Raw genomic sequence first — 19417 nt, 5'->3', positions numbered from 1 at the left:
ATTTTATAAACACGTATGAAACTTAATCTTTTAGCCTTTGCGGGATTTATTTTCCTCAAACTATCTGCCTTCGCACAGGAGGAACTGACTTATCAAACACCACCTCAATCAATAATTGATCTGGTTGATGCACCTACTACTCCCGAAATTAAATTAAATTCTGACGGCAGCTGGATGCTGCTTCTTCAAAAACCTGGTTTGCCTCCTATTTCAGAAGTTGCACAGCCCGAATTAAGAATTGCCGGACTCAGAATAAATCCTGCAACTAATGGTCAGAGCAGATCTGCATATTTTAATGGAATTAAATTAAAGTCAGTAAAAAAAAATGAAGAATTCGAGTTTACAGGCTTGCCTGAAATTCTCAGAATCTCTGATGTAAGCTGGTCGCCGGATGAAAGTAAAATTGCATTCAGTAATTTATCCGCTTACGGTATAGAACTTTGGGTAGCAGATATTAAAACCTTAGAAGCTAAAAAACTGTCTGAATCATACCTTAATGATACTTACGGCACTCCATTTATCTGGTCACCTGGCAGTAAATCATTACTTGCAAAATTTGTTGATACAAACCGTGCAGACCCTCCGCTAGCTGATCTGCGTCCAACCGGTCCAATTGTTCAGGAAAACATTGGCAAAACAGCACCATCCAGAACCTATCAGGATCTCTTAAAAAATCCTTATCAGGAATTATTATTTGATTACTATTTAAGTTCGCAAATGAAAATAGTGCCCCTGGAAGGCGAAGCTGCAGACTGGAATATCCCTGCTATCTATAAATCTTTTGATTTTTCACCAGACGGCAAGCATATCCTAATTCAAACAATTAACCGCCCTTACTCTTATATGGTGCCTGCTAATTTATTTCCATATACCACGGCAGTTTATAATGTAAAGGGAAAACTTGTTAAGACATTTTTTAAAGCGCCATTGGCAGATAACATCCCATCCGGATTTGATGGTGTTCCTAAAGGTCCCCGTGAATTTGGCTGGCGAACTGATAAAGCATCAACACTTTTTTGGGTTGAAGCAAAAGATGAAGGCGATCCGAACCGGCAGGTCCCTTTGAGAGATGTTATCTACATGCTGGAAGCTCCATTTAAAAAAACTGCTCAAAAACTCGCAGAATGTTATTTAAGATTTAATAATATTGACTGGGCTGATGATGATCTTGCTATTGTTACAGAGCGATGGTGGAAAACACGTGCTGAAAGAAGAGTTTATATTAAACCCGGAAACGCCTCTTATCGTGTAAACTTATTCGACCGCTATTATGAAAATGCTTACAGTGATCCCGGGAAATTCGTCATCAAGAAAAATGCTTATAAGCGAGACGTTTTACTGACAGAAAATCAAAATATCTTTACTATCAGTAATGGAGCGTCGCCGGAAGGAGATCGTCCTTTTCTGCTAAAATTCAATATTAAAACCAAATTAACCGATACCCTATTTCATTCGCAAGCGCCTTATTATGAAAAGCCTGTGTTCTTCAATAACACAAAATTCCTTATTATAAGCAGAGAATCTGCAGATTCGGTTGCCAATTATTATCATGTAAAACTTGCCGACAGCACATATACCCAATTAACAGATTTCACAAATCCGTATCCTGGTTTAGCAGGAGTCATCAAACAACAGCTAAATTATAAAAGACTTGACGGATTAAATTTAAGCGCAACACTTTACCTGCCAAAAAACTACAGCACTTCTGACGGTGCTTTACCGGTATTGATGTGGGCTTATCCGCGGGAGTTTAAAACTGCTTTGGCTGCCGGACAAGTTAAGGGATCTCCTTATCAGTTTACAAGAATCAGTTCAGGCTCGCCAATATACTGGGTAAACCGCGGCTACGCCATTTTAGATAATGCTGACATGCCAATTGTTGGTGAAAGCAATGATCAGCCAAATGATACTTTTATTGAACAGATCAGGTATAATGCCCAGGCGGCTATTGATACACTGGTAAAAATGGGTGTTGCAGACAGCGCAAGAATTGCTGTTGGCGGACACTCATATGGTGCATTTATGACTGCCAATTTGCTGGCCCATACTGATCTATTTGCTGCGGGCATTGCCCGAAGCGGAGCTTACAACCGAACATTAACACCATTTGGTTTCCAGGCAGAAGAACGTACTTATTGGGAAGCACCCGAGGTTTACAATAAGATGTCGCCTTTTTCATATGCCGATAAAATTAAGGAGCCCTTATTACTTATCCACGGCGAAGCAGACAATAATTCGGGAACATTCCCCATGCAAAGTGAACGTTTTTACAATGCGCTTAAAGGGCATGGCGCTACAACCCGACTGGTGATTTTACCTGCCGAGGCCCATGGATACCAGGGAAGAGAATCTGTATTGCATATGATGTGGGAAATGGATAACTGGCTTGAAAAATACGTTAAGAAAGCAAAACCGGAAAAAGTAACTAAATAATCAAGATGTAAAGGCAACTGGTGTATACCAGTACATTAATAGATTTTATTGTAAATTCAGAAATCCAAAAATTGACGGCATGGAAAAAAAAGTTTTGTTTACCGAGAAAATCAATTCATCTTATAATACCCAAAACCCTTCGATTTACTTAGGCGCCGGAATTTTAGACGGGGCGATTATTGCTGAAGCTCAGGTTAATTTATCATTAAAAATGATGAACAGGCACGGGCTGATAGCCGGTGCAACCGGAACCGGCAAAACCAGAACTCTCCAATTAATTGCCGAACAACTTTCTGATGCAGGTGTTCCGGTTTTTATGCTCGATGTTAAAGGTGACCTTTCAGGCTTAAATCAGCCGGGGCCAACCAATGCAAAACTCGAAGAAAGAGCTACTGCATTAGGTATGCCTTTTAATCCATCCGGTTTCCCGGTAGAGCTTTATTCTTTAACCGGAAAATCCGGAGCACAGATGCGGGCCACAATACTTGAGTTCGGCCCTGTATTATTGTCTAAAATTCTTGGATTAAACGAAACTCAGGCAGGTGTGATGGCCGTCATATTTAAATATGCTGATGACAATACGCTTGCACTGGTTGATCTGAATGATCTGAAAAAAGTTATTTCTTACTTATCAGAAGGACCGGGCGCTGCAGAGATTAAAGAAAATTACGGATCTATTTCTACCGCAACCTCCGGAACAATTCTTCGGAAAATTGTTGCCATTGAACAGCAGGGTTTAGCTCAGATATTTGGAGAAAGATCTTTCGAAATTCAGGATCTTTTTAATCGTGTGGATGGCAAAGGAGTAATAAGCTTGTTAAATATATCCGATGTTCAAAACCAACCGGTTCTTTTTTCCACCTTCCTGTTAAGCTTACTTGCCGAGATTTTTTACAGTATGCCGGAAGCCGGCGATCTGGATAAACCTAAACTGGTTTTTTTCTTTGATGAAGCACATTTACTTTTTAAAGATTCTCCAAAAGCTTTTCTGGAACAGATTGAAACGGTTATCAGACTGATTCGTTCTAAAGGAATTGGCGTATTCTTTTGCACCCAAACGCCAATGGACGTTCCTGAAAGCGTTCTGGCACAATTAGGAAACAGGGTACAACATGCTTTAAGAGCATTTACTCCAAACGATGTTGAAGCATTGAAAAAAACGGTTAATACTTACCCAAAATCAGAATTTTATGAGATTGATAGAATTTTAACTTCGCTGGGAACCGGGCAGGCTTTAATAACTGTATTAAATGAAAAAGGAATTCCAACTGAAGTTGTTGCCACTCATTTAACTCCTCCCCGCTCCGTTATGGGACCTATGCCGGCAGCTGATATAGATACGCTGATTCAGTCGAGCGAATTATATGGAAAATATAAAGAAACAATTGATCCGGAAAGCGCATATGATATTCTCACCAAAAAGGTAAACGACCGGCTGGCAATTGATCAGGAAATATTAAAAGAGAAAGAAAAGGTCAAAGAAGAACAGAAATCCGGCAGGCCTGAAAAAAGCACCATGGAAAAGGTGATTAATGCACCTTTTACAAGACAAATTGGTACTGCTATTATCAGGGGCTTATTTGGTATGCTTTCGGGTAAAAAGCCAAGGGGAAAATCCGGTAGTTTGTTCGGTTTTTAAAAATAAATGCCCATTATAACAAATCGTTGTACATAAAATGCAAACTCGGAATCTTTTTTGCTGTAATCATACTCTAATTATTAATTTAGCTAACCAAGCTTAATTTTTAGCCAAGTTTTATTTTATAAAAATTAAACATTACTTATAATACTTATGAAACCAACATTACTGATTTTAGCTGCCGGAATGGCCAGCCGCTACGGTAGCATGAAGCAAACTGACGGATTTGGTCCGAACGGAGAAACAATTATTGATTATTCTATTTCTGATGCTATTAAGGCTGGTTTTGGAAAGGTTGTTTTTATAATTAAGGAAGAATTTTTAGATAATTTTAAATCTATTTTTGAGCCAAAACTCGCTGGTAAAGTAGAAACCGATTATGTTTTTCAAACCTTTGATCTGCAGAAATACGGAATTGACAAAGAAATTGAAAGAGCAAAACCATGGGGAACAGGTCATGCGATTTTAGAAGCAAAAAATCAGGTTCACGAACCTTTTTGTGTAATTAATGCCGATGATTATTATGGTTACGAGGCTTTTAAAAACATGGCCACATTTTTAACATCAGAAGCCGCAGAGAATAAATACAGTATTGTTGGTTACAAAATAGGCAACACACTTTCTGAAAACGGTTCTGTATCCCGCGGAGTTTGTCAAACAGATGATAAGGGAAATATGAGTGAAATTGATGAGCGTACCAAAGTATATTCAAAAAACGGTGGAATTGTGTTTGAAGAAAACGATAAAGAATTTCCTTTAGATGCTTCAACTCCTGTTTCTATGAATTTTTGGGGATTTACGCCACACGTTTTCCCGACAATCGAAGAGCTTTTCGTAGAATTTGTAAAAAATAATGAGAATGATCCAAAAGCTGAATTTTTCATTCCGCTAATTGCTGATCATCTCATCAAACACAACATTGCGACTTTTAAAGTTATCCCTACAGACGCTAAATGGTTTGGTGTTACTTATAAAGAAGATAAGCCAATTGTACAGGCCAGCATTGACAAGCTTGTAAGCAGCGGAGAGTATCCAAATAATCTCTGGAACTAAATTTTAATCAGTGAAATTTTTCACATTTTAAGATTCTGTAAAAGCTCAGGATTTATATATAACAGAAAACCCCGCTCAAAAATGAGCGGGGTTTCTTGTTTATAAGTTGATAAGTGTTATTTCTTATCGTCTTCCTTTACTTCTTCAAAATCAACATCAGTTACAGAATCATCTGCTTCACCTGAAGGACCTGAACCAGTTGCCTGGCCGTTTCCAGCTTCCGCACCCGCAGTTTCCTGAGTTGCTTTATACATTTCTTCAGATGCGGCATTCCATGATTCCTGTAATTCAGTTTGAGCAGTTTCCATAGAAGCGAAATCTTTAGAAGCATGAGCATCTTTCAATTTCTTTAAACCTTCTTCGATAGGTGCTTTCTTCTCAGCAGAGATTTTATCACCATACTCTTTCAGTTGTTTTTCAGTAGAGAAAATTAAAGCATCAGCAGCATTCAATTTTTCAACTTCTTCTCTGGCTTTCTGATCAGACTCAGCATTAGCTTCAGCTTCATCTCTCATTTTCTTGATTTCTTCATCAGTTAAACCTGAAGAAGATTCAATACGGATTTTCTGCTCTTTATTAGTTGCTTTATCTTTTGCAGCAACATGCAGAATACCATTGGCATCAATATCAAATGTAACTTCGATCTGAGGAATACCACGAGGAGCAGGAGGAATACCATCCAAATGGAAATTACCAAGCTTTCTGTTTTGATTTGCCATTGGGCGCTCACCCTGTAAAACATGAATCTCTACTGATGGTTGATTATCTGATGCTGTTGAAAATACTTCAGACTTTTTAGTTGGGATGGTTGTATTAGCCTCTATTAATTTAGTCATTACACCACCCATGGTTTCGATACCTAGAGAAAGTGGAGTAACGTCTAATAACAATACATCTTTCACTTCTCCGGTTAACACACCACCCTGAATAGCTGCACCAATTGCAACAACCTCATCCGGGTTAACACCTTTTGAAGGGTCTTTACCGAAGAAAGATTTAACTGCATCCTGGATAGCCGGGATACGTGTTGATCCACCAACCAAAATAATCTCGTCAATATCTGTAGTTTTTAAGCCTGCATTTTTCAAAGCAGTTCTGCAAGGATCAATTGTACGCTTAATTAAACTATCTGCTAAAGATTCAAATTTAGCACGGGTTAACGTTTTAACAAGGTGCTTCGGCATTCCATCACCTGCAGAAATATATGGAAGGTTAATTTCTGTTTGTGCAGTACTTGATAATTCGATCTTAGCTTTCTCAGCAGCTTCTTTCAAACGCTGTAATGCCATTGGATCTTTACGCAGGTCGATACCTTCATCACTTTTAAATTCGTCTGCCATCCAGTCGATGATAACCGCATCAAAGTCATCTCCACCCAGGTGTGTATCACCATCTGTAGATTTTACTTCAAATACACCCTCACCCAATTCAAGAACAGAAACGTCATGAGTACCACCACCGCAATCAAATACTACGATTTTCATATCGCGATGAGCTTTATCCAGACCGTATGCTAAAGCTGCGGCTGTAGGCTCATTGATTATACGGGCTACTTTTAAACCAGCGATCTCTCCGGCTTCTTTAGTTGCCTGACGCTGTGAATCATTAAAGTAAGCAGGTACGGTGATAACCGCTTCGGTTACTTCATGACCTAAGAAATCTTCTGCAGTTTTTTTCATCTTCTGCAATACCATTGCAGAAATTTCCTGAGGAGTATATTTACGGCCATCAATCTCAACACGCGGAGTGTTGTTATCGCCTTTGACAACTGTATATGGAACACGTTCCATTTCCTTCTTTACTTCATCAAAGCCATTTCCCATGAAGCGTTTGATAGAAGATATAGTTTTTGTAGGGTTTGTGATTGCCTGGCGTTTTGCCGGATCACCCACTTTGCGTTCTCCACCTTCTATAAAAGCAACAATTGATGGAGTGGTACGCTTCCCTTCACTGTTAGAAATAACGACAGGCTCATTACCTTCCATTACTGCAACACATGAATTTGTGGTTCCTAAGTCGATACCAATGATTTTTGACATGTTAATATATTCTTTAGTTTAAAAATTTAATTCAATATACTCTAGCTGAATAACAAGCAATGTGCCAAGTAGCATTGACGGAATTGATGACATACATTCATTAAGAAATACGTCATTACCTGTAAAATTTAAAATGACAGGATGGCAGAATTGAAGAATCAGAGAATGATAAATTTCACACAAATTATCAGTCAACAAAAAAGCCCTGCTCATTGAGCAGGGCTTTTATAAATTTTATATTGCTTAAGCTTTATCTTCAGAAGTTGTGTCTGCTGCAGCATCAGTTGCAGGAGTTTCTTCTTTAACTTCCGTATCAGCAGCTTTTACTTCTTCTTTCTCTGCTTTAGCAGAAGCTTTGGTTTCAGTTGCCGGTGTATCGGTTTTTTTAGCTTTAGCACCACGACGACGAGTTGTTTTCTTTTCAGCAGCAACTTCGCCAGTTGTATAAAGTTCGTTAAAATCAACTAACTCGATCATAGCCATTGAAGCATTATCACCTAAACGATTGCCCAATTTTAGAATACGAGTGTAACCACCCGGACGGGTTGCCACTTTTTCAGCGATTTCGCGGAATAGCATTGCTACTACTTCTTTATCTTTTAAATAACTAAAAGCAGTACGGCGTGAATGCGTAGAATCTGTTTTCGATTTAGTTATCAAAGGCTCTACATAGGTACGTAAAGCTTTTGCCTTAGCAAGTGTAGTAGTAATACGCTTGTGCAGGATAAGCGAAGAAGCCATGTTAGAAAGCATCGACCGGCGATGACTGTCTGTACGACTTAAATGATTAATTTTTTTACCGTGTCTCATTGTTTGTTTTGTTGTGCACGTGCATACCGTCAGTCAACCTTAAAAGGGACCGGGAATTATGCCGTTCGCTTATTATTCTTCGTCTAATTTGAATTTTGAAAGGTTCATACCAAAAGATAATCCTTTCGATTTAACCAGATCCTGTATCTCAGTTAATGACTTTTTACCAAAGTTTCTGAATTTTAACATATCAGCAACATCGTAAGAAACCAGATCAGCAAGTGAGCGGATATCTGCTGCTTTTAAACAGTTTAATGCTCGTACTGATAGATCTAAATCAACTAATTCCATTTTAAGGATTTTACGCATATGTAAAATTTCCTCGTCAACTTCTTTAGTTTCTTCTTTGGCCTGAGATTCAAACATGATGTTCTCATCAGAGAATAACATGAAGTGATGAATCAATATTTTAGCAGCTTCTTTCAAAGCTTCTTCCGGATGAATTGAACCGTCAGTAGAAATATCAAGAATTAACTTCTCATAATCTGTTTTCTGCTCAACACGGAAATTCTCAATAGTGAATTTTACATTTTTGATTGGAGTATAAATCGAATCAATTGCAATCACACCTACAGGAGCATCAGCATTTTTATTTTCTTCTGCTGCAATGTAACCTCGGCCTTTGTTAACTGTCAATTCAATTTCCAAAGTAACAGATGATTCCATGTTACAGATCACCATATCAGAATTTAATACTTCAAAATTATTTGAAAATTTAGAAATATCACCTGCTTTGAACTGATCCTGACCGTTAATTATGACAAAGATCTTTTCAGAATCGCCTGAGTCACCAATTTTCTGGAAACGAACCTGCTTCAAGTTTAAGATGATCTCAGTAACATCTTCTACAACACCTTTGATGGTAGAAAACTCATGAGAAACACCTGAAAAGCGAACAGAAGTTATTGCAAAACCTTCAAGAGAAGATAAAAGAATCCGCCGTAAAGCATTACCAATGGTAACACCGAAACCAGGCTCTAATGGTCTGAATTCAAATGTCCCGTCGAAATCCGTAGATTTCTGCATGATAACTTTATCAGGTTTCTGAAATGCTAAGATTGCCATTTACTATTTTTGTTAAATGTATTTGTTAATATTAAACTGATCCGGACTGTAAAAACAGCTCCGGATCTATTATTACTTAGAGTACAATTCGACGATAAGGTTTTCCTTGATATTTTCAGGAATCTCATCACGACTTGGATAATTCAGGAATTTGCCTGTTAAGCTGTTTGCATCCCACTCTAACCAACTATATTTATTAATCATTTTGCCTGCTACAGATTGTGTAACTGCTTCTAATGATTTTGAACGCTCACGTACAGCAACGATATCGCCGGCACGTAATGAGTAAGAAGCGATATTTACAATCTCACCGTTTACAGTAATGTGCTTGTGACCAACTAACTGACGGGCAGCTGAACGGGTTGGAGCAATGCCTAAACGATAAACAGTATTATCCAAACGTGCTTCCAGGAATTTTAAAAGGTTATCTCCTGTTATACCTTCTTTAGCAGAAGATTTGTGAAACAGGTTTTCGAAGTAACGCTCTAACACACCATACGTATGCTTCACTTTTTGCTTCTCCATTAACTGCACAGCATATTCTGATTGCTTACCTCTTTTTCTGGAGGTACCGTGCATTCCCGGAGGATAATTTTTTCTTTCTAATGCCTTATCAGGACCGAAAATTGGTTCTCTGAATCTACGGGCTATTTTGGACTTTGGTCCGGTATATCTTGCCATGTTGTGTGTTTTTAAAGTATCATCCCGACCTGTGCCAGGAGAATCTTAGCTTTAAAACTGATTAATTAAAATTAAACTCTTCTTCTTTTTGGAGGACGACAACCGTTGTGTGGAAGCGGTGTAATATCCTTTATTGTAGTTACTTCAATACCTGAAGTTTGCAAAGTACGAATAGCTGATTCACGACCAGATCCAGGACCTTTTACAAATACTTCTACTTTACGCAAACCAAGATCATGAGCTACTTTAGCACAATCACCAGCAGCCTGACCAGCAGCATATGGAGTATTTTTCTTTGAACCTTTAAAGCCCATTTTACCAGCAGACGACCATGAAATAGTTTGTCCCTGAGTATTGGTTAAGGTAATTATAATATTGTTGAATGTTGCATTTACGTGCGCCTCACCTACCGGCTCAACAATAACTATACGCTTTTTGGTTACTTTTTTAGTTTTAGCCATTATCTATCAATTATTATTTAGTAGCCTTCTTTTTGTTTGCCACTGTTTTACGTTTACCCTTACGTGTACGTGAGTTGTTTTTGGTACGCTGACCACGAACTGGTAATCCCTTACGGTGACGAAGACCGCGGTAACATCCGATATCCATTAAACGCTTGATGTTTAACTGAATTTCTGAACGTAAAGCTCCCTCAACTTTAATTTCGTCGTTAATTAAACCACGAATTGCCGCTAACTGATCATCGGTCCATTCTTCTACTTTTACATCATAACTAATATCAGCAGTATTCAAAATGCGTTGTGCAGTTGCCTTGCCGATACCGAAAATGTAAGTAAGTCCGATCTCTCCTCTTTTGTTTCTTGGTAAATCAATACCTGCTATCCTTGCCATATTTCTATTTAGCGATTAAGATTTACGATTCCAGATTTACGCTGAACAATCGCAGTTCGTAAATCCAAAACCTTAAATTCTTGTTATCCTTGACGTTGTTTATACTTTGGGTTCTTTTTGTTGATCACATAAAGTACACCTTTACGGCGAATGATTTTGCAATCAGCACTACGCTTTTTTATTGATGCTCTTACTTTCATCTTATTTATATCTATAAGTTATTCTGCCTTTACTTAAATCATATGGAGACATTTCCAGCTTTACCTTATCACCTGGTAAAATTTTGATGTAGTGCATCCTCATTTTACCGGAAATATGAGCAATAATCTCGTGTCCGTTTTCTAACTCCACACGAAACATTGCATTAGACAATGCCTCTCTTATAATTCCGTCTTGTTCAATCGAAGCCTGTTTGGCCATATATTTTATTGATTTCTACTCAATTAGCCCCGCCCGTACGGGTCGGCAAAATTAAATAAAAATATTAACTTTTTATTGTTTTTGTTTTAAAACTTCTTCAACGTAACTAAATGTTGATAGAATATCTGCTTTACCCTTTTTTACAGCGATTGTATGTTCGTAATGTGCTGAAGGTTTACCATCTATACTGCTAACAGTCCAGCCATCTTTCCAAAACTTAACACCGGCACGACCGGCATTAATCATAGGTTCAATGGCAATGACCATTCCTTCTTCCAGCTTGATGCCCGAACCACGTTTACCGTAATTTGGAACTTCGGGTTTTTCATGAAGCTTTATTCCAACTCCATGACCAACCAATTCCTTAACTACACCAAAGCCATTCTTTTCAGCATGTTCCTGAACAGCATAACCAATATCACCGGTCCGCATTCCAACAACTGCTTTTTGAATTCCCAGATCCAGACATTCCTGTGTAACCTTCATCAGCTGCAGAGTTTCGGGTTTAACTTCACCAATAGCAAAAGTATAAGCCGAATCTCCAAAATATTTATTGAGAATGACGCCACAGTCAACCGAAACTATATCACCATCCTTTAATTCATACGTGCCGGGAAATCCATGAACTACCTGGTCGTTTAATGAAATACACAAAGAATAAGGAAAACCACTGTAGTTTAAAAAGGCAGGAACTCCTCCATTATCACGGATGAAAGTTTCAGCCAGATTATTTAATTCTATAGTTTGAATCCCTGGTCTGATTACTTTCGCAATTTCCCCCAGTGTTTTAGCAACAAGTAAAGAACTTTCTCTTATGAGTTCTATCTCTTCGACAGACTTATAATAAATCTTAGACATTCGTTTTATATTACAGGACCACCTGCAGCAACTGGTGAACGACCTTTAATCCGTCCGGTTTTCATTAATCCATCGTAATGACGCATTAACAAGTGACTTTCAATTTGCTGTAAAGTATCTAAAACAACTCCTACAAGAATTAACAGTGATGTTCCTCCAAAGAAGTGAGCAAATTGACTGTTAACACCGAAGATGATAGCTATAGATGGCATGATTGCGATTATAGCAAGAAATATAGATCCGGGTAACGTAATTTTTGAAATCACAGAATCAATATAATCTCCAGTTGTTTTACCTGGTTTAACTCCCGGTACAAATCCACCGTTCTTTTTCATATCATCTGACATTTGAACCGGATTAACGGTTATGGCAGTGTAGAAGAACGTAAAGGCGATGATCATGAAAGCGAAAGTCAGGTTATAAGTTAAAGATGTATAATCACTGAAAGAAGCTAAAAATGATGATTGAGCACCCGGAAAAAATTGTCCGACTGTTGCTGGTACAAACATAATTGCCTGAGCAAAAATGATAGGCATTACACCCGCTGCATTTACCTTTAAAGGAATGTACTGACGAACACCACCATATTGTTTATTTCCAACAATCTTTTTTGCATACTGAACAGGTATTTTACGTACTCCCTGCACTATCAGGATAGTGAACATAACTACTAAAAACAAAACAGCAATCTCTACGATAAATGGAACTAAACCACCCTGGCCACCCATACGTGAGATAAATTCAGAACTCACACCAAACGGTAACTGAGCGATGATACCCACCATGATCAAAATTGAGATTCCATTACCAATACCTTTATCAGTAATTTTTTCTCCAAGCCACATGATGAACATAGTACCTGCAGTTAAAATAACCATTGAAGATATAGTGAATAATGGCTCAGACATCATCCGGGCATCCGGACTAATTTGTGATCTTACGTATGCTACAGCTTGTAATGCTGTAATAACCAACGTGAGGTAACGGGTTAGCTGATTAATTTTCTTACGACCGCTTTCACCTTCTTTCTGCAACTTCTGGAAATAAGGAACCGCAATACCTAATAACTGCACAACAATAGAGGCAGAAATATAAGGCATTACACCCAGAGCGAAGATAGAAGCTCTGGAAAAAGAGCCTCCGGCAAACATGTTCAACAAACCTAATAAACCTTCTTTTGCTTCAGTTTGCAGAGTGTTATGATCTACACCCGGCAATACAATAAATGATCCTATCCTATAAACTAAAAGACATAAGAGCGTGAATAAAATTCTAGCTCTTAAGTCGTCAATTTTCCAGATGTTGGATAAAGTTGTGAACAGCTTCTTCATGTATTACAATTTTACGATTGCACCACCTGCAGTTTCAATTGCTTTTTGAGCAGTTGCTGAAAATGCATGGGCTGTAATTTCTAACTTTGCTGTTAATTCTCCACGTCCTAAAACTTTGATCAGATCATTTTTTGATGCTAATCCGTGTTCTTTAAACGTATTGAAATCAATAGTTGTCAGGTTGAATTTCTCAGCAAGAGCTTGTAAGGCATCCAGGTTAATGGAAACATATTCAACACGATTAATCGGGTTAAATCCTACCTTAGGTACACGACGCTGTAATGGCATCTGACCACCTTCAAATCCTACTTTGCTTTTGTAACCAGAACGAGATCCGGCACCTTTATGACCACGTGTAGATGTTCCGCCACGACCAGAACCGGTACCACGACCAATTCTTTTTCTATTTTTTGTAGAACCTTCTGCAGGTTTTAAATTACTTAAGTTCATTATTTCAAACTTTTTTATGTGCCCTTCGCTTTCACTAATCAGGGACAACGATAAATAAATAAATTGAAACTGTTTAAAAAAACAGTTTCAATAATTAAATAGCTTCTACAGCTACCAAATGGTTTACTTTTCTAACCATTCCGATAATTGCCGGATTGGCTTCAACCTCTACAGAGTGATTTATTTTTCTTAAACCTAAAGCCTGCATGGTTCTTTTCTGGCGCTCGCTTCTGTCGATAACGCTTTTGATTTGAGTGATTTTAATTTTAGCCATGTGCTTATCCGTTAAATACTTTCTTTAAATCAACACCACGGTGCTGAGCTACAGTATAAGCATCACGCATTTGTGAAAGTGCTAATACAGTTGCTTTAACCACGTTGTGCGGGTTAGATGATCCTTTTGATTTTGCTAATACGTTGTGAACACCTGCACTCTCTAAAACTGCACGCATTGCACCACCAGCAATAACTCCGGTACCATTTGCAGCTGGTTTGATAAATACAAAACCACCTGAATATTTACCTACTTGCTCGTGAGGTACTGTTCCGTTAATAATTGGAACTTTAACCAGATTCTTTTTCGCATCATCAATTCCTTTGGCAATTGCCTCAGTAACTTCTTTTGCTTTACCAAGTCCGTATCCTACAACACCGTTCTCATCACCTACCACTACGATAGCTGAAAAACTGAATGTACGCCCGCCCTTAGTAACTTTAGCAACACGCTGGATACTAACTAAGCGATCTTTCAATTCAATTTCGCTTGTTTTTACTCTTTTTATATTGATAGTTGACATCTCTGTTTCAGATTAAAATATTAAACCAGCTTCACGTGCACCTTCAGCCAATGACTTGATGCGGCCATGATATAAATAACCATTACGATCGAAAACTACCTGACTAACACCGGCTGCAAGAGCTTTTTCAGCTACTGCTTTTCCAACTGCTTTTGATTGCTCAGATTTATTTCCTTCAGCAGTAAAATCTTTAGATAAAGATGATGCTGAAACAATGGTTAAGCCGCTATTATCATCGATAATTTGAGCATAAATTCCTTTGTTACTTCTGTATACAGATAAACGCGGGCGCTCAGCAGAACCGGTTAATCTCTTTCTGATTCCTCTTTTTATTCGCTCTCTGCGAGATAATTTAATTCCTGCCATGATGATTATTTTTTAGCGGCTGATTTACCAGCTTTTCTTCTTAACACTTCACCTACAAACTTGATACCTTTACCTTTGTAAGGCTCAGGAGCACGTAACGAACGTATTTTTGCTGCTACTTGTCCTAATAATTGTTTGTCGATACTTTCTAAAATGATGGTTGGGTTCTTACCCTTATCTGCAGTTGTAGTAACTGTGATTTCTTTAGGTAACTCAAACACATAATGGTGAGAAAATCCCAAAACCATATCCAATGTATTACCATTGGTGGTTGCACGGTAACCTACACCTACTAGCTCCTGCTGAGTTTTGTAACCTTCAGTTACACCCAAAACCATGTTATTAATTAATGAACGGTATAAGCCGTGCAATGCTTTATGACGTTTTTGTTCTGAAGGACGTGAAACTGTAAGGGTTCCGTCTTCCTGGGTAAGAATCATTTCTGAATCTACTTTCTGAGTTAATTCTCCCTTTGGCCCTTTTACTGTAACTAAATTATCATCAGAAACTGTAATAGTTACTCCCGAAGGAATACTTATTGGCGCTTTTCCTATTCTTGACATCTCTTATCCTCCTATTAATAAACGTAACATAAAACTTCGCCACCAATATTAAGGTTTCTAGCTTCTTTATCAGTCATTACACCTTTAGAAGTAGAAAGGATAGCGATCCCTAAACCGTTTAATACACGTGGCATATTTGCAACACCAGCATACTTTCTTAAACCAGGTTTACTTACACGTGAAATTGTGCGTATAGCAGGTATTTTTGTAATGGGGTTATACTTCAGTGCAATTTTAATTATTCCCTGCGGATCGGTATCCTCAAACTTATAATTTGTGATATAACCTTTATCAAAAAGAACTTTAGTCATTTCTTTTTTAAGGTTTGATGCAGGAATTTCAACAACCCGGTGGTTGGCCTTAATGGCATTCCTTACTCTTGTAAGATAATCTGCTATTGGATCTGTATTCATTTTATTGAGTTATGATGTTGGTTTCCTTCCCAAACTATTCGGGGCGACCTTACATCGGTTAATTTTTATTAATTAAAGCAGGCAGCTTCAGGTTTTAGAAATAATCTTTACCCTATAACCTGCTTTTAATTTTACCAGCTTGCTTTTTTAACACCAGGAATTTTACCTGCAAGGGCCATATCACGGAAAACAATACGTGAAATACCAAACTGACGCATATAACCGCGTGGACGACCAGATAACTTACAACGGTTATGCAAACGTACCGGAGAAGCATTCTTCGGCAATTTATCTAATCCTTCGTAATCACCTGCCGCTTTCATTGCAGCTCTTTTGTCAGCATACTTAGCAACTAATCTGGCACGTTTAACGTCGCGTGCTTTTACACCTTCTTTAGCCATTATAGATTTGTATTTGGAGTTTGATTCTTAAATGGTAAACCAAATTGCTTAAGTAATTCCAATGCTTCAACATCTGTTTTTGCAGTGGTTACAAAAGTAATATCCATACCCATTATTTTGTTGATCTGATCAATATTAATCTCAGGGAAAATGATCTGCTCAGTAACACCTAATGTGTAGTTACCACGGCCATCAAAACCTTTATCATTAATACCTTTGAAATCACGGATACGAGGTAAAGCTACCGCGATCAAACGATCTAGAAACTCATACATCTGGTTATCACGTAAAGTAACACGTACACCAATTGGCATACCTTTACGTAATTTAAAGTTTGAGATATCCTTTTTTGATTTTGTTGCAATGGCCTGCTGACCGGTAATAGTTGTCATCTCTTTAATAGAGTTGTCAATTAATTTCTTGTCAGTAACTGCTGCACCAACACCCTGGTTGATGGCAATTTTACTTAGGCGAGGTACCTGCATTACGCTTTTATATTGGAATTTATCCTTTAAAGCGGTAACGATTTCCTCTTTATATTTTGATTTTAATCTTGGTACGTAAGTCATTACTTAATTTCCTCCCCAGATTTTTTAGATATGCGAACTGATTTACCTTCAGAATCTCTTTTTTTACCAATACGCGTAGTTTTGCCGGTTTTGGCATCAATAAGCATCAGGTTAGAAACGTGAAGCGTAGCTTCTTTTTTAACGATTCCTCCGTTTGGAGTAGCCGCACTTGGTTTTGTATGCTTAGATACCATATTGGCACCTTCTACAATCGCTCTGTTTTTTTCCAACAAAACTTCTAAAACCTTTCCTTGTGTACCTTTAGAATCTCCGGCGATAACCATTACCAGGTCACCCTTACGGATTTTCAACTTAGGTTGTGTGTTTACTTTCTTTTTCATCTTACAAAACCTCCGGTGCTAGTGATACAATTTTCATGAATTGTTTCTCACGCAATTCTCTGGCAACTGGGCCGAAGATACGTGTTCCACGCGGTTCGTCCTGTGCATTCAATAATACCGCTGCATTATCGTCAAAGCGGATATAAGATCCGTCTTTGCGTCTTATTTCTTTTTTTGTTCTCACAACAACTGCCTTAGAGACAGTTCCTTTTTTGATGTTACCTGATGGAAGCGCACTTTTTACTGTAACAACTATTTTGTCACCTATGGATGCATAACGCTTACCGGTACCACCTAAAACACGGATCACTAAAACTTCTTTAGCTCCACTGTTGTCAGCAACATTCAGTCTTGATTCCTGTTGTACCATGTTACTTAGCTCTTTCTAAAATTTCCACTAATCTCCAGTTCTTGGTCTTACTCAGCGGACGAGTTTCCATAATAACAACCGTGTCACCTATACCACACGTGTTAGTCTCGTCATGAGCCATAAATTTGGTAGTTTTCTTCACGAACTTACCATAGATCGGGTGCTTCACCTTCCGCTCAACAGCAACCACGATAGACTTTGCCATCTTGTTGCTTACAACCAGCCCGGTTCTTGTTTTTCTTAATTGTCTTTCCATTTTGGACTCTTGATTTATTCAGAAGCGGACTCTGTCGCAGCAGATGCTTGTGCTTCCGCCTTGCGCTTAGTCAATTCTGTGTTTAAACGTGCAACATCTTTTCTAACTTTAGTAATCCGGGTAGGATTTTCGATAGTTGAAACTGTATGTGCAAATTTTAATTTGGTGAGATTAGCTTTCTCTTCATTAATTCGGGCTACAACTTCTTCGGTTGTTAGCTCTAAAATTTCTGCGTTCTTCATTTTAATATTAGTTGTTAGTTAACCGTTGTTAGTTGTTAGGTAACGGCCAACAACTGTTATTAGATATTCATTGTAAATTGAAGGAAATCTTCAGCTTACAATGAATAGCCTTTCTATACTTCTACGTAATCTCTACGTAAAACGAATTTGGTTTGTACCGGTAATTTTTGAGCTGCTAAACGCATTGCTTCTTTAGCTACTTCTAAAGGCACGCCTTCTGCTTCAAAAATCATTCTTCCTGGTCTTACTACTGCTACCCAATATTCCGGTGCACCTTTACCTTTACCCATACGTACTTCGGCTGGTTTTTTGGTAACGGGCTTGTCCGGGAAAATACGGATCCACACCTGACCTTCACGTTTCATAAAACGGGTAACCGCAATACGGGCAGCTTCGATCTGGCGACTGGTGATCCAGGCAGGCTCTAATGATTTAATTCCGAAAGAACCGAATGCAAGTTCAGCACCACGGGTGGCTAAACCTTTCATTTTGCCCTTCTGCATCTTTCTGAACTTCGTTCTCTTTGGCTGTAACATGTTCTTATTTTTTTATCGTTAACCGATGTCTAAATCTTAATTATTTTTTTGGTCTGAAACCACCACCTGCGTTTCCACCACCACGATTCTGGCCCGGTCCGCCGCCACGGTTCGCACCGCCGCCTGCTCCTGCACCACCACCACGGTTAGCGCCGCCACGGTTATCACCGCCACGTCTGTTATCGCCACCACGTCTGTCTGCACCTGCACCACCGCGTCTGTCGCCACCGCTAAATGGAGCCTGGCTACCTTCTTTACCTTTTACACCGGTAGTTTGACCAATGTTAGGTGAAAGATCGCGTTTACCATATACTTCACCTTTGCAGATCCATACTTTAACACCAATCTTACCATAAGTGGTTAAGGCTTCAGCTAATGCATAATCAATATCAGCACGTAATGTATGCAATGGAGTTCTACCGTCTTTGTATTGTTCGGTACGTGCCATCTCAGCACCCCCTAAACGACCAGAACACATAATTTTGATTCCTTCAGCTCCCATACGCATAGTTGATGCGATTGAAGTTTTCATGGCACGACGGAAAGAAATACGAGCTTCCAATTGCTTGGCTACACCTTCTGCAACTAATTGTGCATCTAGTTCAGGACGTTTGATCTCAAAAATATTGATCTGAACATCTTTTTTAGTCAGCTTCTTTAACTCTTCTTTAATCTTATCTACTTCCTGACCACCTTTACCGATTACAATACCCGGACGGGCAGTGTGAACAGTTATAGTGATACGTTTCAAAGTACGCTCGATAACTACTTTAGATATTCCGCCTTTTGAAATACGTGCAGACAGGTATTTTCTGATTTTTTCGTCCTCAACTAATTTCTCGGAGTAGTCATTGCCACCGAACCAATTAGAATCCCATCCTTTGATGATACCTAATCTGGCACCTATTGGATTTGCTTTTTGTCCCATTTCC

27 protein-coding genes are annotated in these 19417 nt (G+C 38.5%); 3 read left to right on the top strand and 24 right to left on the bottom strand.

The features are described from left to right. Positions 1-15 precede the first annotated feature (15 nt). The 3 genes from G521_RS0107035 to G521_RS0107025 all read left to right on the top strand — a co-directional run bounded on the left by G521_RS0107035 (position 16) and on the right by G521_RS0107025 (position 5125). On the top strand, positions 16-2433 hold the full coding sequence (locus G521_RS0107035; RefSeq protein ID WP_026897909.1) for an alpha/beta hydrolase family protein: 2418 nt from the start codon (positions 16-18) through the stop codon (positions 2431-2433). 79 nt (positions 2434-2512) lie between these two features. Then, positions 2513-4072, top strand: a complete 1560-nt coding sequence (locus G521_RS0107030; protein ID WP_026897908.1) for a helicase HerA-like domain-containing protein — start codon at positions 2513-2515, stop codon at positions 4070-4072. 153 nt (positions 4073-4225) lie between these two features. Then, the gene (locus G521_RS0107025; protein WP_026897907.1) at positions 4226-5125 is read left to right on the top strand and encodes a nucleotidyltransferase family protein; all 900 of its coding nucleotides are present in this window, start codon (positions 4226-4228) and stop codon (positions 5123-5125) included. 116 nt (positions 5126-5241) lie between these two features. Here G521_RS0107025 and dnaK read toward each other — a convergent pair whose 3' ends face one another. The 24 genes from dnaK to rpsC all read right to left on the bottom strand — a co-directional run bounded on the left by dnaK (position 5242) and on the right by rpsC (position 19413). Further along, complete coding sequence (gene dnaK / locus G521_RS0107020) at positions 5242-7164, bottom strand: molecular chaperone DnaK (protein ID WP_026897906.1); 1923 nt, start codon at positions 7162-7164, stop codon at positions 5242-5244. 243 nt (positions 7165-7407) lie between these two features. Next, positions 7408-7974 (bottom strand): 50S ribosomal protein L17, encoded by a 567-nt coding sequence (gene rplQ, locus G521_RS0107015; protein ID WP_026897905.1) that lies wholly within the window; start codon positions 7972-7974, stop codon positions 7408-7410. A gap of 72 nt (positions 7975-8046) precedes the next feature. After that, positions 8047-9039 (bottom strand): DNA-directed RNA polymerase subunit alpha, encoded by a 993-nt coding sequence (locus tag G521_RS0107010; protein ID WP_026897904.1) that lies wholly within the window; start codon positions 9037-9039, stop codon positions 8047-8049. A 72-nt stretch (positions 9040-9111) separates the two neighbouring features. Beyond that, positions 9112-9720: a 30S ribosomal protein S4 gene (gene rpsD, locus G521_RS0107005; RefSeq protein ID WP_026897903.1), complete on the bottom strand. Its 609-nt coding sequence runs from the start codon at positions 9718-9720 to the stop codon at positions 9112-9114. A 71-nt stretch (positions 9721-9791) separates the two neighbouring features. Further along, positions 9792-10181: a 30S ribosomal protein S11 gene (gene rpsK, locus G521_RS0107000; protein WP_026897902.1), complete on the bottom strand. Its 390-nt coding sequence runs from the start codon at positions 10179-10181 to the stop codon at positions 9792-9794. A 13-nt stretch (positions 10182-10194) separates the two neighbouring features. Beyond that, positions 10195-10572: a 30S ribosomal protein S13 gene (gene rpsM / locus G521_RS0106995; RefSeq protein WP_026897901.1), complete on the bottom strand. Its 378-nt coding sequence runs from the start codon at positions 10570-10572 to the stop codon at positions 10195-10197. Positions 10573-10655: 83 nt separating this feature from the next. Further along, positions 10656-10772 (bottom strand): 50S ribosomal protein L36, encoded by a 117-nt coding sequence (gene rpmJ / locus G521_RS16695; RefSeq protein WP_036678297.1) that lies wholly within the window; start codon positions 10770-10772, stop codon positions 10656-10658. Position 10773: 1 nt separating this feature from the next. Continuing rightward, entirely contained in the window at positions 10774-10992 is a 219-nt protein-coding gene (infA, locus tag G521_RS0106990) for a translation initiation factor IF-1 (RefSeq protein ID WP_026897900.1), read from the bottom strand. A 72-nt stretch (positions 10993-11064) separates the two neighbouring features. Further along, a complete protein-coding gene (map, locus tag G521_RS0106985; RefSeq protein WP_026897899.1) occupies positions 11065-11850 on the bottom strand; it encodes a type I methionyl aminopeptidase in 786 nt (261 codons plus the stop codon). Positions 11851-11855: 5 nt separating this feature from the next. Continuing rightward, the gene (gene secY, locus G521_RS0106980) at positions 11856-13181 is read right to left on the bottom strand and encodes a preprotein translocase subunit SecY (protein WP_026897898.1); all 1326 of its coding nucleotides are present in this window, start codon (positions 13179-13181) and stop codon (positions 11856-11858) included. Between the two features lie 3 nt (positions 13182-13184). After that, positions 13185-13631: a 50S ribosomal protein L15 gene (gene rplO, locus G521_RS0106975; protein ID WP_026897897.1), complete on the bottom strand. Its 447-nt coding sequence runs from the start codon at positions 13629-13631 to the stop codon at positions 13185-13187. A gap of 94 nt (positions 13632-13725) precedes the next feature. After that, complete coding sequence (rpmD, locus tag G521_RS0106970) at positions 13726-13905, bottom strand: 50S ribosomal protein L30 (protein WP_026897896.1); 180 nt, start codon at positions 13903-13905, stop codon at positions 13726-13728. A 4-nt stretch (positions 13906-13909) separates the two neighbouring features. Continuing rightward, on the bottom strand, positions 13910-14428 hold the full coding sequence (rpsE, locus tag G521_RS0106965) for a 30S ribosomal protein S5 (RefSeq protein ID WP_026897895.1): 519 nt from the start codon (positions 14426-14428) through the stop codon (positions 13910-13912). 12 nt (positions 14429-14440) lie between these two features. Next, entirely contained in the window at positions 14441-14794 is a 354-nt protein-coding gene (gene rplR / locus G521_RS0106960) for a 50S ribosomal protein L18 (RefSeq protein WP_026897894.1), read from the bottom strand. Between the two features lie 5 nt (positions 14795-14799). Next, entirely contained in the window at positions 14800-15357 is a 558-nt protein-coding gene (gene rplF / locus G521_RS0106955; protein ID WP_026897893.1) for a 50S ribosomal protein L6, read from the bottom strand. 14 nt (positions 15358-15371) lie between these two features. Beyond that, entirely contained in the window at positions 15372-15770 is a 399-nt protein-coding gene (gene rpsH / locus G521_RS0106950; protein WP_026897892.1) for a 30S ribosomal protein S8, read from the bottom strand. Positions 15771-15901: 131 nt separating this feature from the next. Then, a complete protein-coding gene (gene rpsN / locus G521_RS0106945; protein WP_026897891.1) occupies positions 15902-16171 on the bottom strand; it encodes a 30S ribosomal protein S14 in 270 nt (89 codons plus the stop codon). Continuing rightward, a complete protein-coding gene (gene rplE, locus G521_RS0106940) occupies positions 16171-16740 on the bottom strand; it encodes a 50S ribosomal protein L5 (protein ID WP_026897890.1) in 570 nt (189 codons plus the stop codon). Before rplE ends, rpsN begins: the two co-directional genes overlap by 1 nt. Then, positions 16740-17081: a 50S ribosomal protein L24 gene (gene rplX / locus G521_RS0106935; protein ID WP_026897889.1), complete on the bottom strand. Its 342-nt coding sequence runs from the start codon at positions 17079-17081 to the stop codon at positions 16740-16742. The genes rplE and rplX overlap by 1 nt, the downstream gene beginning before the upstream one ends. A gap of 1 nt (position 17082) precedes the next feature. After that, the gene (rplN, locus tag G521_RS0106930) at positions 17083-17451 is read right to left on the bottom strand and encodes a 50S ribosomal protein L14 (RefSeq protein WP_008244575.1); all 369 of its coding nucleotides are present in this window, start codon (positions 17449-17451) and stop codon (positions 17083-17085) included. A 1-nt stretch (position 17452) separates the two neighbouring features. Then, positions 17453-17707, bottom strand: a complete 255-nt coding sequence (gene rpsQ / locus G521_RS0106925; protein WP_026897888.1) for a 30S ribosomal protein S17 — start codon at positions 17705-17707, stop codon at positions 17453-17455. A 14-nt stretch (positions 17708-17721) separates the two neighbouring features. After that, complete coding sequence (gene rpmC / locus G521_RS0106920) at positions 17722-17949, bottom strand: 50S ribosomal protein L29 (protein WP_026897887.1); 228 nt, start codon at positions 17947-17949, stop codon at positions 17722-17724. Positions 17950-18062: 113 nt separating this feature from the next. Then, positions 18063-18485 carry a 50S ribosomal protein L16 gene (gene rplP, locus G521_RS0106915; protein ID WP_026897886.1) on the bottom strand — a complete coding sequence of 141 codons (423 nt, stop codon included), beginning with the start codon at positions 18483-18485 and terminating at the stop codon, positions 18063-18065. A 40-nt stretch (positions 18486-18525) separates the two neighbouring features. Then, positions 18526-19413, bottom strand: coding sequence for a 30S ribosomal protein S3 (rpsC, locus tag G521_RS0106910; RefSeq protein WP_026897885.1), 888 nt, complete (start codon positions 19411-19413; stop codon positions 18526-18528). Positions 19414-19417 lie beyond the last annotated feature (4 nt).

It is taken from the genome of Daejeonella oryzae DSM 19973 (assembly GCF_000422945.1).
Lineage (GTDB): Bacteria > Bacteroidota > Bacteroidia > Sphingobacteriales > Sphingobacteriaceae > Daejeonella > Daejeonella oryzae.
The sequence above is the reverse complement of the archived record's forward strand: the minus strand, read 5'-3'. Positions and strand labels throughout refer to the sequence as shown.